8 protein-coding genes are annotated in these 16,059 nt (G+C 63.0%); all 8 read right to left on the bottom strand.

The genetic code is table 11. The features are described from left to right. Positions 1-845: filamentous hemagglutinin N-terminal domain-containing protein (locus tag PVZ80_RS12325; protein WP_273863954.1), on the bottom strand; the 845-nt coding region annotated here is incomplete at its 3' end. A 25-nt stretch (positions 846-870) separates the two neighbouring features. Beyond that, entirely contained in the window at positions 871-2,562 is a 1,692-nt protein-coding gene (locus PVZ80_RS12330; protein WP_198919133.1) for a ShlB/FhaC/HecB family hemolysin secretion/activation protein, read from the bottom strand. A gap of 287 nt (positions 2,563-2,849) precedes the next feature. After that, the gene (locus PVZ80_RS12335; protein WP_273863955.1) at positions 2,850-9,425 is read right to left on the bottom strand and encodes a S8 family serine peptidase; all 6,576 of its coding nucleotides are present in this window, start codon (positions 9,423-9,425) and stop codon (positions 2,850-2,852) included. A gap of 33 nt (positions 9,426-9,458) precedes the next feature. Further along, entirely contained in the window at positions 9,459-9,965 is a 507-nt protein-coding gene (locus PVZ80_RS12340) for a DUF5625 family protein (RefSeq protein WP_009049897.1), read from the bottom strand. A 128-nt stretch (positions 9,966-10,093) separates the two neighbouring features. Further along, positions 10,094-10,528 (bottom strand): hypothetical protein, encoded by a 435-nt coding sequence (locus PVZ80_RS12345; protein ID WP_124304023.1) that lies wholly within the window; start codon positions 10,526-10,528, stop codon positions 10,094-10,096. 39 nt (positions 10,529-10,567) lie between these two features. Further along, entirely contained in the window at positions 10,568-11,983 is a 1,416-nt protein-coding gene (locus PVZ80_RS12350; RefSeq protein WP_257373183.1) for an HlyD family type I secretion periplasmic adaptor subunit, read from the bottom strand. 93 nt (positions 11,984-12,076) lie between these two features. Further along, positions 12,077-14,215: a type I secretion system permease/ATPase gene (locus PVZ80_RS12355; protein ID WP_023964207.1), complete on the bottom strand. Its 2,139-nt coding sequence runs from the start codon at positions 14,213-14,215 to the stop codon at positions 12,077-12,079. Between the two features lie 132 nt (positions 14,216-14,347). Next, positions 14,348-15,760, bottom strand: coding sequence for a TolC family outer membrane protein (locus PVZ80_RS12360; RefSeq protein ID WP_273863956.1), 1,413 nt, complete (start codon positions 15,758-15,760; stop codon positions 14,348-14,350). Between the last annotated feature and the right edge of the window lie 299 nt (positions 15,761-16,059).

Consider the following 16,059-nt stretch of genomic DNA (forward strand, 5'->3'; position numbering starts at 1 on the left):
CCCGCTTCAGTTCCCACCAGCTTGATCGCCCCGGCATACATCCCGCCCAGGGCCGAAGAGTCGATCGCCAGTTCCGGCTTGGCGCTGCCGTCGTCGGCGCGGGCGGTGGCGTTCAGTGTCTGGGCGTTGACGTCGTTGCGCCCGGTGACGATGCTCAGGTTTTTCGCCTGGATCTCGGCGTTGATCTTGGCGCTGCGGGTGATGATTTCGAAGCGGTCGACGTTGTTGGCGTTGAGCGTCGCGCCCTCGATGGTCACCTGCCCCTGATCGACCTGATAACGGCTGAGCTGGCCGTTTTCGATCACCGGCTTGCCAGTGGTCAGGGTGGCTTTCGGGGTGTTGATGAAGCCGCAGCCATTGCAGCTGATGCCATAGGGGTTGGCGACGATCACATGGGCCGACTGCCCCGCCACTTCGGTGTAACCGCGCAGTTGGCTGGGGCTGCCACCGTTGACTTCGTTGAGGATGGTTTGCGCGGCGACGCCCTTGAGGTTCGGGTTGCCGACGATGATCCCGCCCAGCTGGGTGCTTTGCGTGCGGTCGGTGGCGTTGTTGAGGATCAGCCCCTGCTGGCCGACGTTGTAGTCGTGGAACTGGTTGTGCGACAGGCCGCTGCCATTGGGCGTGGCGATATTGACGATGGGCACGCCGTTGCCCGCTTGCCCCAGGCTGGTGCCCGGCGCGCTGACCACGATGCCTTCCGCCTGGGCCCACAGCGGTTGCCAGAACATGGCGTTGGCCAGGATGAACGCCAGGCCGCGCTTGGGCATGCCCCAGAAGTGCTCGCGGGTTTTCAGGGCAGCAGAAGGCTGGCGGGCCAGGAAAGCGAATTGGCGAACATCCATGTCGAAGGTCTCGAAAAAACGCGAATCAGAGGAGGAAATCCAGGCGGAAGTAGATCGGCGCTTCGCGCTCGCTCAGGACATCCGGGCGTTCAAGGGAATGGGCGAAGGTCACGCTGGTCGCCAGGTGCTGGCCGCGGGCGAACAGCTCCAGGGAGTTGCTCGACAGACGCCCGTGCTGCTCACCGTTGTAACGGTCGCCACGGATCACGCCCTGGTCGTAGCCCAGGCTGCTGCCGTACTCGGCGAACACCGGGCGCAGCCAGCCGAGGGTCACCGGACGGCTCCAGCGCAGGTCGTTGCGCCAGTAACCGCCGCTGTCGCCGGACAGCGACTGATCCTTGTACCCGCGAATCGACGACTGCCCGCCCAGGCTGGTGCGCTGCGGGCTGAACAGCACGTCTTCGCTGCGCTGGCCGGTCATCAGGCTGCTGAAGCTGAACGACTCGCCCCACAGCTTGAACGGCTGCAGGTAACTGAGGGTGGCGGTGTATTTGCGGTAGCGCGCATTCGGCTCGCCCGGCCCTGGGTGGCCATTGTCCTGGGCGTCGAAGGCACCGATGCCGTGCTGCATGCCCAGGTCGAGGTTGACGAAGGCACCGCCGATGCGCCGGCCGTGGTTGATGCCGAACTGGGCTTCGCTGAGGCGATTGCTGCTCAGGGCCAGCTTGCTGTCTTCGATGAAGTTGTTGGTGCGCAGGTAGGCCAGGCCGGCATTCAGCGAGGTCTTGCTCACCGCGTCACGCAGGATCACCCGCTCGGCGCGCAGCTGGTGGTTCTGGCTGTCGCCGGTCTGCTTGAAGCTGAAACCATTGGCCTGGGCCTGGGAGCGGTACTCGCTCTGGCTGTAGGTGTAACTGAAGTTCCACCAGCCCCAGGGCAGGTTGTAAGAGAGCATGGCGTTGTTGGAGGTGTGCTGGTGGTCGCTCATGGCATCGTGGCCACCGCGCAACATCAGCTGGTCGGCCAGCCCCAGCGGGCTGTCCCAGTCGAAGGTGGTGCCCCACTGCTGCTCGCCGGTGCTGCGCTGGCCGTCGTTGCTGCGCGACAGCCCGGCCCGCCAGGGCTTTTGCGCAGTGTTCTTGACCAGCACTTGGCTGCCACCGACCTCCTTGCCGGGGGCCAGCTCCATTTGTGCCTGGTTCGACGGCAGGCGGTTGAGCTGGTCCACCAGTTGTTCGATTTCCCGCAGGTTGACCAGCGCGCCGACCTGGCCGGGAAAGGCCATGGCCAGCTCCCGCTCGGACAGCTGGCTGTCGGCGGCGCCCTTCAAGCCTTCGAGCCGGCCCTCGACCACCAGCACCTTCAAGTGGCCGCCGGACAGGTCCTGCTGCGGCAGGTAGGCGCGGCTGGTCACCAGGCCCTTCTCCAGGTAGTAGTCGGTGATGACTTTGAGCAGCTCGTTGAGCTGGCTGACGCCCAGGCACTGACCGATATAGGGCTTGAGCAGGCGCGCCTGCTCGGCGGCGGACAGGCTGTCGGCGCCCTTGAGTTCGATGTCCTGGATCGGGAAACAGCGGGTGTCGGCAGGCGCGGTCGGCGCTGTGGGAGCGGCCTCTTTTCCGGGCAGGTCCTTGAGTTCTTCCAGGCGCCGGCGCTGCTCTTCGAGCAGGCGGTCCTGGCGTTCGCGGATCAGGTCCTGTTCGCCCGGCGTGGGAGCGGCAAGCGAAATAGCAGGGAGGATAGCGAGCAACAACAGCCCGACTTTAAGTACAGACAATTCTCAGCTTCCTTGCGATAGCGCTTTGACATCACTCAGGTGTCGCGATACTAAATGGCCACTATCTCTGACGTCAACAGAGCTGTATTCAGCTGTGCCTGACATGAAATGTTCGGACAGGTCCTGCCACCCGCGTCGGCTGAGCAACGGGGTTATCGGGAAGCCCGACGAAGTCCGATGGGGAAATGGGGGGATCAGGGGGGATAAAAAAATGCCGCTCCCGAACGAGAGCGGCACAAGCCCGCGACAAGCATCGCGGGCCCTGTTACCGGATCAAGCTTGCGCGGTCATGTCCAGTTGGCCGCCAGCACAGGCTGCAAGGCCTGTTGCTCGGCAGCGCCGAAGGTCATGGTCGCCGGTGCTGCCGGCGCGAACGCCGCCATGGCCTGGACCAGGTTCTCCACATCGTTGCCCAGCAACCGATGACGGTCGCCGGTCATGATGTCCCGTGGACGCTCGGGGGTTGCGGCGTACCAGTTATGCAGCGTGACCTCCTGCTGGCTGCCGATCACCGAGATCTGCAGGTCCGGCCCTTCATGCTGGAACCACAGGCGCTCGGGGCTGATGTCCTGGCCGAACACCAGCTGGCCCATGCTGCCGCTGAACTCGAGGTCGTTGACCCCGTGCCCGACTTCCACGGTCGGCATACTGCCGCTGACCACCACCTTGTTGTTGCCATCGCCCAGCTTCACCGTGGCGAAGGAGCCGCTGTCGGTGATGCTGTTGTTGCCATGGCCGACCGTGAGCTTGTTGATGTCGCCGGCAATCACGTTGTTGCCATTGCCCAGGGTGATCTCGGCCCGGCGGCCCGTCACGTTGACCTTGTTGTCACCGTTGCCGGCCAGCAGCTTGGCGCCTGTGGCCTCGACGTTGATGGTCTTGCTCTCGTCGCCCAGGCTGACATTGGCGAAGAAGCCCTTGACCGTCATGGTGTTGGGATCGCTGGCCACGGGCGCGGGATCGACCGTCGGCAACGGGCTCAGCGTGAGCGGGTCGCGCGACGAGCTCGTTACCGGCTCCACGGTGGTCGGTGTCGGGCGCGTACGGATTCTGTCGCGGATCGACGCGAACGAGAAATCATCGGTGTCGGTCACCGCTGGCAGCGGATCGTCGAACTTCAGCCATGGGTCCGACGCTACCGGGAGATCCGGCACAGTGACCCGCGGACGACTCGGAATATCCAGGTCGCGGTGCGCGATATCGACCACCGGGATATCGGGAATCACGATCGGCCTTGGGCTCGGTACGTCCACCGGGGTACGTCCCACTTCACGCCCGACCGGCCCGATATCCGGCACCTTCGAAGGCTCCAGCGAACCGATGCCGCGCTCGGCGAGAATCTGCTCGAGGGTCTTGTGCTCGGGAACCGTCGGCCCCTGATTGCCGCCACGTTCGGCCAGGATCTGGTCGACGGTCTTGTGTTCCGGCACTTTCGGATTCAGGTCGACACCACGTTCGGCGAGGATCTGCTCGATCGTCTTGTGTTCCGGCACGGTGATGTCCGGGATCGTGACCGTAGGTCGCAACACCGGGTCGACCACCGGAACGCTGACCGTCGGGTGCAGATCGACCGGCGGCAGCGGCGACACCACCGTAGGCTGGTCCACGCCAGGGCGCTCGACAATCGGCGTCAGCGTACCCGGCACAGTCACCGTCGGCTGCTCGGTCACCGCAGGCACCGGGCCAACGGTCGGCACCACCTGCGGCGCATGCTCGGCGAAGATGAAGTCCGAGGCGCTGACCTGCGCCACATCCAGCGCATCCAGGTACACCAGGTTGACGTTCGAGGCAGCGCCCTGGGCGCCGTTACGGGTCACGTACACCCCATGAATCTGCGTCAGGCCGTTGAGGGTGGCGCGATTCTTGTGCTCGATGGTCAGCTGGCTGAAATCGGTCACTCCGGTCTGGCGCAGGTCGATCTTGTCGATCCCGTGGCGGAAGCCGCGCAGGGCGTTGTTGTAGTCCTTGACGCCCGACTGGGCCGCCACCACGAACACATCCGAGGTCGCGCTGTCATGGCTGTAGATAGTGCCGCTCAACGAAGCCACCATCTTGCCCTGGGCATCGCTGCTGTACATCACGCCCTTAGCGCCGCCGTTGAGCAGCACGGTGCCCAGGCCTTCCTGCGGCTGGACCGCCGAGGCGTCGCTGTTGACGTAGGCCGTCGGGGCGACAAAGGTGTCCTGGAACTTGAAGTTCGCCGCGCCGATCCCGGCCAGCAGCTGGTTCTTCAGGACGATGCTCTGGCCCTTGGCCAGGTCGATCTTGACGTCCGCGCCTTGCTGGCTGAGCACCAGGTCGGTGAACTTCTTCCCGGCAAAGCCCACCAGGTCGATGATCTCGCCCCGGGCGGCCTCGAAGTTGCTGATGACATCGCTGCCACCCTCCCGGCGATGGACCACGAAGAAGTCCTTGCCCGCCCCGCCCGTCAGGCTGTTGTTGCCACGCCCGCCGTCGAGCAAGGCATCGGCCTTGCCAGCCACCAGCACATCGTTGCCGTCGCCGGTGACGATGTTCTGAATGCTGCCCGGGTTCTTCACCGTCAACGCCGCGCCGCCAATGCTGGCGATACCAGTCAACAGGTTGACCGAGCTATCCCCGGAAACGGCCGCCGCGTTGAGGGTATTGCGCCCGCCCGCGACACCATTGACCGCGTCGTCCAGGACCGCGCGGTTGGCATGCCCGACCACCGACTTGAGGTATTCGTCGGTGTAGAAATAGGTGTCGTCCGGGGTGCTCTTGCTGCCGTACAAACGCAGCGACCAGGCGTTGAGCGTGACCGGCTGGCCGGAAGCCGCATCGCTCACCTGCAAGGTCCAGTTGCCCGCCGAGCGCTCGCCGAAGTCATGGGTGGTCATGAAGCTGTATTTGAACGACCCCGACTGCGTACTGCCGACATCGCTGGCACTCGCGCCGGGCATGCCGTCCGGCACCTTGCCCTGGCGGTTGAGCAGGATGCTCTGGGTGCCGTCGGGCGAGATCAGCTTGAGCGTCAGGTCGCCAAGGCGGCCCACCTGGGCGTCGAAATCGATCTCGACGTGTTCGACATTGAGGCCGGCATTCATCGCAATGGACGAAGTCAGCGTGCCCCCCGCCGCCAGGCTCTTGCCGAGTGCGCCACTGGAGGCGCTGTAGACATACTCGTTGGCCCCGGTGCTCTGGGTCATCCAGGCTTCGGCCAGGCGTACCGCGGCCCGCGCGTCGACTTCGCCGAAACCGTAGTCGTTGCTGGTGTGCATGCCACCGCCGTTCCAGCCGTGGGCGGCGTTGTCGCTCCACTGGGTGGACGGGTCGTTGATCTGGCGCGCCGACAACGCGAGGATCTGCTGCACATCGCGATAACCCAGGTTCGGGTTGGCCTCGAGCATCAGCGCGACGATGCCGGAGACGATCGGCGCGGCGAAGCTGGTGCCCTGCATGCTGGTGTAGTCGTTGCCGAAGGTCGAGCCACGATCGGTTTCCAGCATATGGCTGGTGGACACCACGTTGCTGCCCGGCGCCGACACCAGCAGGCTGGCGCCCGGGTTGGAGAACGGCGAGGAGCCGATCTGCAGGGTCGACAAGTCGCCCTGGGCATTGATCGCGCCGACTTCTACCGAGAAGCGGTTGTTGTTGGTCAAGGAGCCCTGGGCATTGCCGCCGGTTGCGCGGCTGTTGCCGCCGGCCGCGACAATGATGGTCCCCAGGCCACCGCGACCGTTACTCGCGGCGTACTGGGCATTCATGCTCAGCGCCGTGGCGGTGTTGACGAAACCGTCCTGGAAGCTGCTGAGGGCGAAATCGTTGGTGAAACCCCAGCTGTTGTTGGCGATGTCGAAGCTGACCATGTGCCCCAGCCCCGCGAGGTCGGCGCCGCTGTTGGCCAGGTAGTAGCCGCCCAGCGTCGCGCCGTAGGCCACCCCTACCCCGCCCGTGCCATTCTTGGCGGCGACCATCACCCCCGCCACCATGGTGGCGTGGTTGGACACCAGGCCCGGCAGGCTGCCGTTGCTCTGTTGGGTCTGCAGCCAGGCCTTGTCGACGTTGGCGGCCAGGTCCGGGTGGGCGATGTCGAAGATCTCGGGCGCGGTAGCGAACTGGCCGCCCGGCTCGAACTGGCCGATACGCACGCCCTTGCCGGTGTAGTCCTGCCAGACCGGCAGCACGTTGGTGTCGCTCAGGTACCACTCCTGGGCCGCCAATGGGTCCAGCGGCACTTCCGGGGTCAGCAAAGTCACCCCGGCGCGCATCGGCGCGGTCTGCCCGCTGCTCAGGTCCACCACCGAAGCCGACAGGTTGCCGGCGGCATCGACCACGCCGTACTTGAAGCTGAGCAGGCCGGTGTAGCGCGCATCCGGGGTAAACAGCACGTCGCCCTGGGCGGTGAGGCTGACGGTGCCACCGACCGCGTCGCCGACATTGGCGATGCGCAGCGCGCCCTGGCTGTTGAGGTGTTGATCGTTGGCCAGCAGGCTCTGCGCGGAAATCAGGTGGGCCTGGGTCCGGTTGAAGGCCTTGCCGTCCTTGTCGAGGGTCAGCACGTCGGCCACCGGCATGGCGTTGGGGGTCTGCAGGTCGACCGCCGAGATATCCGAGAAATTCAGCTTCTGGATGTTTTTCAGGGTCACCGTGCCGTCGCGCCCAGCCACCTTGTCGGCCACTTCATAGCCGCTGGCGGTGCGGGTGATGCGGTAATCGCCATGGTTGCCATGCAGCGTCACCAGGTTGATCCCGCCGTCACCGTCGATGGTCGCGTTGCCATGGCCGACTTCGATCACGTCATTGCCGGCGCCGCCGAAAATCCGGTCGGCGCCGCCACCGGCGTGAATGATGCTGCCGCCTTCGGCGGCGTAGATCACGTCGCCTTGGGGCCCGGCGTAGATCACCGCCTTGCCGCTGCCGCCGATGATGGTGTTGTGGCCGCTGCCACCGACCAGCACGTCGCTGCCCGCCCCGCCCACCAGGGTCGAATTGCCGGAGCCGCCCTTGATGAAGGCACTGCCGGTGCCGCCGCTCATGATCGTGTCGTCGCCGCTGCCGCCCTGGGCAATGGTCAGGCCGGCCTGGGCCATGTTCAGCACCACGCCTTTGTCGCCGACGATGATCGCCGTGTCGTGGCCGCCATTGCCGTGGATATTTTTCGGATCGTCCGAGGCGCTGATCACAAAGACGTCGTCGCCCTTGCCACCGACATAGGTGTTGCTGCCGCCGCCACCCACCAGCCAGCCACCGGCCGGCGCGGCAATCAGCGTGTCGTTGCCGCTGCCGCCATACAAGTTGCCCACGCCCAGCTGCGCCGCGTCCAGGGTTTCGCCGGCGGTGCTCTGGCTGGCATAGGCGGTGGTGGTGATGCCATTGGTGGTCGAGGTCACCTTGGTACCCGCGCCCTGGGCAGTCAGGGTGTTGCTGACCGGGTCACCGAGGAAATCCACCGCCAGCGCTTCCTGGTTCTTGCCATTGATGGTGAACGAACCGGTGGCGAGCACCCGGTTACCGTCACGCACTTCGGTTTGAGTGGACGCCGCCGCCCGCACGTTGATCTGGGTGATGCCCAGCTCGGCCAGGGTCTTGAGTTCGCCGGCATCGACTTTCGCGTCATGGGTGCCGTCGACCCAGACCCGCAGCTTGCTCCAGATCGGATCGCGTTGATCGATCACGCCATCCTTGTTCGCGTCCTCGCTGGCCAGTGCCGCGAAACCGTCCTTGAATTTCGTCTCGCCCGCCGCGCCGTTCACCCCGGCCTTGCCGCCGTAATACTCGGAGAACATCTGGCTGACGTCCTTGATCTGGCCGTTGCCATCGTCGATCACCAGCATGCCGGTGCTGCGATCGGCCCAGCCGCTGCGCTTGAGCGTGCCACTGTGGTCGGTGTCGAACAGCACGCCGTCACGGATGTCGGTCATGTGCACGCCGTTGCCGGTCAGGTCCAGCAGCAGCGGGTCAACGTAGGTGTTGAAGGTGGTCATGGCCGACAGGCCGTTCAGCGTTACCGCATTACGCAGGCTGAAGTCCGGCTTGTTCGGGCTGGACGGCTGGTAGAACTGGGTCAGGTAGGTGTTGGGACGCGCATTGGGGTCGAGCTGCATTTCGCCCGGGCGAATGCCACCCGAGGCCAGGCTGGACATCTGGGTGGAGGTGAAATCGGTTTTGCTGAGAATGCCGCCGACGGCAAAAATGCTGTTGGTCGCCGAGTTCTGAATGAAGCCGTTGGCGACGTCCTGCTGGGCTTTGCTTTCGCCCTGGATGTGTTGTTGGGGTTGCGGGGATGGGTTGATGTCGATGTTGATCAGGCCGGGTGTCTGAGGGGCAGTAGAGACATCACCCACGCCAAGCCATAAACATTGCTGACCATCTTTTGCTTCATAATATTCGCCGTGACGCGTCAAGTCGTCACGAATGATTTGTGCACCATAAGTATGCAGAAGACTCTTGACCGGTTCGATGTTATCCGCCGGAAAAAGAGCGCCTTCAAACTTCTTGTCATTATAACCGATGGCTTGCAAGGAAGCATATACAAAGTCCACACAGCTATTGGTCAGCAGTCTATAACGCGTAGCATCGAATCCGCCTGACGCGGGATCTTTGGAAAACGCCTTGAGCTTATTGTATTGGTCCTCTGTCAGATTAAAGCTGACTTCGTACGCCGTCTCTTTATAACCGAGATTATCGTTCCTCGAGACTTGCCCTTCACCATGCATCTGATCAAACTTTGACTCGAACCCATAACTCTCTCCGGGGCCTGTTCCATCGTTCAGGGCATACCACATATGCCCACCGGTGGAAGAGTGGGAATCACCGGTCTTATGATCGCCCTTGTCCTGCTGATAGACATATTCCGCACCAGCCCGTGCAACCTTGTAAGTTACACTGTACTTCCTTTCCATACGTTGCTTCCTTTACCAGCTTACAAAAACGCTTCAATGCTTGGGATTGTAATAACTAAACTCTACATAGCTCTCGATACTGCGAAATTCCTGTACTTCCCCAAGAGTGCCGACTTCGACCGAATATTTCCCAGGCGACAATTCCAATGTCTTGATCAAACGCACCGCCGTGTTGATTCGCCGCCCCTGGTAATCAAACGTCTGACCCCAGTTGATACCCGTGGTCACTATGTTCCCGTCAAACACCGGTGTTCCATCTTTCAAGACCCGCAGATGCACAGGAATCGCGACACCTTCCTTGTGGCTGGTGCCCCAGATTTCTTCCCGGCTGTTCATTTCAGCCAGGGTGTTTCCCTGAACAAACAGCAAAGCGAATCTATAGTCAGCCGACTTGCTGACTACAAAGTCTGCTGTGACTCTTTGTTCGGCCTGTGAAATATCAATGGGTTTGACCACCCATACCGGTGCGGAACAGGCGGCCAGCAAAAAACATACAACCCCTAGAATCCCGTTACGCAAGACGCTTATCAGTCCGTGCATGACTCACCCCATCCTTCTCATCCATCAGAAAACAAAATCACATTTGAGCGATATCGTTATTAACCAAAGCCAAACCCGAAAACTTACCAACTTATTCTTTGTGGCCAACTTTATATAAAGCCAACTTCTCAACGATAACCCGCAAACCTGACCTGCACATTTCCCGACGCATCCGTCCCGCGCAAGTTCACGTTACGACTAAACATCCGCGCTCCCCCCAACGCAAAACCAACGCGCAACTCGGAGTCGGAAACCCACTGCACTTTCGGTGAGGGGGCATGATCAAGAAAACTGTCGCACTCACCCAAATAAACCTGGTAGCTATTACTGTTAATCGCCTCTTCCACATCCAGCAGGCTGTTGAATACAAGCACCTCATCAGAACAGAACGGCGCTATCGCCCCGCCTCCCGAGCGAGAAACAAGGGCGGCGCTGTAACGTCCACTCGGTGAGGGATAGACCTGGGTATACAGATCATCGGGATCATCGATCATGCCGATCAACAGGATCACGCCATGCTTCAGTACAGTGAACAAACCGATCGCTGCCAGTACAAACTTCAACCAACGTATCACTCGCATGCTCCCCCTTTCCGGCAACACTCAACGCTCCCGCAAACTCTCATCCACATGCTGTTGCAACGGGCTCAGGAAGTAGTCGATCACCCGGCGCTGGTCGGTCTTCACTTCCGCGGTGATCGACATGCCCGGCGACAACGCCACGCGTTGGCCGTTGACCATCAGGTGGTCGGACTTCAGGCGAATGCGGCTGCTGTAGATCAGCCCGCGCTTTTCATCTTCGATGGCGTCGTTCGAGACGCTGAGCACTTCGCCGTCGACGGTGCCGTATTTGGTGAAGGTGAAGGTTTCCACTTTGACCGTGACCGGCTGGCCGGCGCGGACGAAGCCCACGTCCTTGTTTTCCAGCATCGCTTCCACTTCCACCGGTTGGTCGGCGGGCACTATGACCATCAGCGGCTGGGCCGGGGTGACCACGCCGCCGACAGTGTGGATCGCCAGTTGCTGGACGGTGCCGTCCACCGGGGCCTTGAGGCTGGTCAGGGTTTCCTGGTAACGGGCCTTGGCCAGTTCCTGGACCAGGCTTGCGGCTTTCTGGTTGGCTTCCTGTTGCAGGTCGAGCATGGCCCGGCGGTTCTGCGCGACCACGCCTTCGCGCCGGCGCCGCGCCTCAGCCTGGGCCGCGGTGGACTGCAAGACACTGGCCTGCTGCACGCTCAACTGGCGCAGCAGGTCGAGGCGCGCCTGTTCCTTTTCCAGGTACTCATGGCGCGCCACGTACTGTTGCTCCAGCAGCCGCCGGTAGTCCTCGGCCAATTGCGTGGCGATCGGCACGGTTTGCCGCAGGCTGGCCACCTGGGCCTGGGCCGACTGGATTTCGGCGCTGCGCTGGAGGATTTCCGCGTCCACCAGCTCCAGGTTGCTGCGGTATTCCTGATACTGCCCCTGCAACCAGCGCTGGGCGCTGAGCACCTGCTCCGGGTTGGCATTGGCAATCGCACCGATCAGCGATGCCGGCGGCTGTTGCTGGTTGATCGCATCGAGCATCGCCGAGCCACGGGCACTGTCGACCCGGGCCGCCAGCAGCTCGCTCTGAATCCGCCTGACGTCGGCATCCGCCGCCGTCGGGTCGAGTTCCACCAGCAGCTCGCCGACTTTCACCGCCTGGCCGTCACTGACATGGATCGCCCTGACCACCGCGGTTTCGCTGGATTGAATCAGCTTGGTCTTGCCATTGGGCACTATCTTGCCCGGCGCGACCGCCACCACTTCGATCTTGCCGAGACAGGCCCACAGCAAGGCCAGCACGGCAAAACCGAGGATGCTCCAGACAAAGATCCGCGGCGCCGGGTGCACGGGGGTGTCCTGCAACTCCAGGGCGGCAGGCAGGAACTGCGCCTCATGGGGCAGGCGCTGCACGCTGTCCATGCTTTTGCGCTGGCGCCAGGCGTGTTGCCAGGCGTCACGGTAGCGCTGCAATAACGAAGGAGTGGCGCTCATGGGCAATCGGTCCTTGAATCCGGATGGCGTCCAGCCTCGCCCCCTGCGGCGGGGGCGGCGGCCGAACAAATAACCTGTGAAATCGGGCGGCGCTCAGCCCTGCTGCATACGGTGCAGGCGCGAATAGTGGCCGGCCTGGTGCGCCAGCAGTTCGGCATGGTTGCCCTGCTCGACGATCTGTCCGCGGTCGACCACCAGGATGCGGTTGGCATCACGTACCGCCGACAAGCGGTGAGCGATGATGATCACCGTGCGCCCGGCGCAGATGCTTTGCATGTTCTGCTGGATGATCCGTTCGGACTCGTAGTCCAGCGCACTGGTGGCCTCGTCGAAAATCAGGATCCGCGGGTTGCCGATCAGGGCCCGGGCGATAGCGATGCGTTGCCGCTGGCCGCCGGACAACGAGGTGCCATGCTCCCCGACCATGGTGTCGTAGCCTTCGGGCAGTTCCAGGATGAATTCGTGGGCCCCGGCCATGCTGGCGGCATGCATCACCGTTTCCAGCGGCGCGCCCGGATCGCTCAGGGCGATGTTTTCCCGGATGCTGCGGTTGAACAGCATGTTGTCCTGCAACACCACGCCGATCTGCCGGCGCAGGGAGGAAACGTCCGCCAGCGCCAGGTCCATGCCGTCCACCAGCACCCGTCCACGCTCGGGCACGTACAGGCGCTGGAGCAGGCGGGTCAGCGTGCTTTTACCCGAGCCGGAACGCCCCACCACGCCAATCACTTCGCCGGCGGCGATCTGCAGGTTGATCCCGCGCAGGATCTCCGAGCCGTCGGCGCGATAACGGAAATGCACCTGGTCGAATTCAATCTGCCCCCTGAGGGGCGGCAAGGCGCTGCGAGTGGCCTGGGACAGCTCGGTGCGGGTGTTGAGGATATCGCCCAGGCGCTGTACGGAAACGCCGGTCTGCTGGAAGCTGGTCCACAACTGCGCCAGGCGCATGATCGGGCCGCTGACCCGACCGGCCAGCATGTTGAAGGCGATCAGTTCGCCCACTGAAAGCTGCCCGTCGATCACCAGCCGCGCGCCCAGCCAGAGGGTCGCCACAGTCACCAGTTTGCCGATCAGTGACACGCTCTCGTTGGCGATGGTGGACAAGGTCTGGGTCTTGAACCCGGCCGCCACATAAGCGGCCATCTGGTTGTCCCACTTGCGGATCGCCTGGGGCTCGACGGCCATGGATTTCACCGTGTCGATGCCGTTCACCGTCTCCACCAGGAACGCCTGGTTCTCCGCGCCGCGGGTGAAACTGTCCTGCAAGCGGGCGCGCAGCAGCGGGGTGACAAACAGCGAGACCAGCACGTACAGCGGCAGCGACAACAGCACCACCAGGGTCAGCCAGCCGCTGTAGTAGAACATCACCAGGATGAACACCAGCGAGAACAGCACGTCCAGCAACAAGGTAATGGCGTTGCCGGTCAGGAAGCTGCGGATGTTTTCCAGCTCACGCACCCTGGCCACCGAATCGCCGACCCGGCGCGCCTGGAAATACGCCAGCGGCAAATTGATCAGATGACGGAACAAGCGCGAGCCCAGTTCCACGTCGATCCGGCTGGCGGTATGGGCGAACACGTAGCTGCGCAAACCGCTCAAGGCCGATTCGAACAGCATGATGCCCAGCAACCCCGCGGCGATGACATCCAGGGTGGTCAGCCCGTGGTGCACCAGCACCTTGTCCATCACCACCTGGAAAAACAACGGCGTCACCAGGGCAAACAGCTGCAGGGCAAAGGACACCAGCAGCACTTCGCCGAGCAACTTGCGGTATTTGACGATGGCGGGAATGAACCAGGTGAAGTCGAACCGCGAGGTTTCCCCCGGCAACCCGGCCTCGGAGCGCAGCAGCACCAGCTCGCCGGTCCAGCGCGCGGCCAGGGCCTCGAAGGAAATGACCTCCGGCCGGTCCGAACGCGGGTCCTGGATCAGCGCCTGGCCTTGGTCGAGCTTGGCAATGATGAAGAATGTGCCGTCGCCATCGGCCGCGATCGCCGGCAATGGCGTGCGCTCCAGGCGAGCGATGGAAGTGCTGACCGACTTGGCCTTGAGCCCCAGCTTGCGCGCGGCGAGCAGCAGTTCGCGCTGGGTGAACGGCTGGTTCTCTGGAGCGAATTCGTGGGCCAGTTGCTCGGCAGATGCCGCCACCGAATGAAACCGGGCCAGCATCACCAGACAGACCAGGCCAGTGTCTGGCGTGGGCGACTCGGCGCCCCTTCCTTGTTCGCTCATAAGCTTCCATGCATGCCGCGTTGCGGCCGTAAAGTCCTAATATTTCAAGATGTTACATCAAGAATGAAATAATTAGTATCAATACGACATCATCGATTGAGATTTATTTCACTCGACTGTATGAATCTCCCGTCAGAGCGCCTTGCGCTCCTGCGGTGGCAGGAAATCCCGATCGGCGTCGTAGTCTTTCGTCAGGTACATCGCCAGGTCGCTCAGGTCTTTCGGGCTCAGGGTTCCCGCCGCCTGCTTGAGCTTGAGGGTGTCGATGATGTAGTCGTAGCGCGCGTTGTTGTACTCACGCACCGCGCTGTACAGCTGGCGCTGGGCATTGAGCACATCCGCGGTGTTGCGCGAGCCCAGGTCGCGCCCGACCTGGTTGGCCTTGACCGAAGCCTGGCCGGAACGAATCGTCTGCCGGCGGGCAATGACCTGCTCGATATCGGAATTCACCGCGCGGTAGAAATTACGCGTGTTCTGCACCACTTCGCGACGGCGGTCCTCGCGCTCGTCTTCGCTCTGGGCCAGCCGCTCGGTCGCTTCACGCACCTGGGAACGGGTCATGCCGCCGGAGTACAGCGGAATATTCAACTCCAGGCCGATGCTGCTTTGCGTGACATTGCCTCGATAGCCATCCCGCCCGAAGTCGGTGGGGTTGCTGTAGCCGAAGCTGTCGTTTTCACCTTTGCGCCAGGACGCCACCGCATCGACGGTCGGCGCATAACCGGCCTTGCGCTGGCGGTTGGTCTGTTCCGCGGCAATCACCGCGTAGCTGCTGGCCTGCAACGCCAGGTTCTGGCGCACCGCGCGGCTGACCCATTCGTTGGCATCGTTGGGCACCGGCAGTTCCACCGGCAGTTGATGCTGAATACCCTCGATCGTCGAATAGTCCTGGCGGGTCAAGCGGGACAAGGCCTCGAAGGTATCGTCGACCTTGCGCTCGGCGAGTTTGCGATTGGCGCCGGCGTTGTCATGGGCGGCCTGGGCGTCGAGCACATCGGTGATGCTCGAGGCGCCATTCTCCAGGCGGGCCTGGGCCTGTTGCTGCTGACGCTCGAGCGCCGCTTCCTCGGCCTTGGAGGCGGCGAGCAGGTCCAGGGCGCGCAAGGTTTCGAAATAGGCCTGGGCCGTGGTCAGCACCAGCCCCTGCTCCTTCGCGCCCAATTCAAGTTCGGCCTGGGCGGTGCTGGCGTGGGCGGCTTCCAATTGAAACCAGCGATCGGCACGGAACAGCGGCTGGTTGAGATTGGCCTGGAACACCGTGGTGCTGCGCGTGCGGGTCAGGCCCGGCTCGTCCCGCTCCAGACGCACCGATTCCACGGTGCTGCCGGCATTGAGCGTGGGCAGTAACCCGGCCCGGGCCTGGGGGATGCTTTCGCGCTGGGCCTGGTACTCGTGGCGCGCCGCGGACAGCTGGGCGTCATGCTCGACGGCCTGGCGGTAAACCTGCAGCAGCTCGGCGCGCTGGGCACCTGGATCGGCGAAAGCCGGGATCGTCACCAGTGCCAGGATGAGCAATGGCGAGAAAAAACGGGGGGAGTGGGTCATAACAATCCATGTCGCATTCGGGTAAAACGGTTCAGCCAGGCTGATCAGGGCGCGCATCCTACGCCGTGGCCAAGGCTGTCACAAGCGACAATTATGGCTACTAGCCATCATTTTCTCAGGCATCGGATCAGATAAAGCCGAATCACCCCCTGGCTTCGGCCTACAAAAAACCAGAATCGTCTTATTTATCGACCACCTCAAACCCCGCATGCTTCGCCCCCGCAAATCTGCCCAGCACCTGAGCGCAACCTTGTTGTCCAGTCCCTGAACGGGACGCGTTGCCGGCTCACACCTGCCCT

The organism is Pseudomonas sp. B3G-3 (assembly GCF_028640915.1).
In the GTDB taxonomy this organism is placed as follows: Bacteria; Pseudomonadota; Gammaproteobacteria; order Pseudomonadales; family Pseudomonadaceae; genus Aquipseudomonas; species Aquipseudomonas chlororaphis_I.

Bases quoted from the DNA above. Each gene is read 5' to 3' on its own strand.
- PVZ80_RS12335 (WP_273863955.1), bottom strand. From the start codon at position 9,425: ATGGAAAGGAAGTACAGTGTAACTTACAAGGTTGCACGGGCTGGTGCG.
- PVZ80_RS12340 (WP_009049897.1), bottom strand. From the start codon at position 9,965: ATGCACGGACTGATAAGCGTCTTGCGTAACGGGATTCTAGGGGTTGTA.
- PVZ80_RS12350 (WP_257373183.1), bottom strand. From the start codon at position 11,983: ATGAGCGCCACTCCTTCGTTATTGCAGCGCTACCGTGACGCCTGGCAA.
- PVZ80_RS12355 (WP_023964207.1), bottom strand. From the start codon at position 14,215: ATGAGCGAACAAGGAAGGGGCGCCGAGTCGCCCACGCCAGACACTGGC.
- PVZ80_RS12360 (WP_273863956.1), bottom strand. From the start codon at position 15,760: ATGACCCACTCCCCCCGTTTTTTCTCGCCATTGCTCATCCTGGCACTG.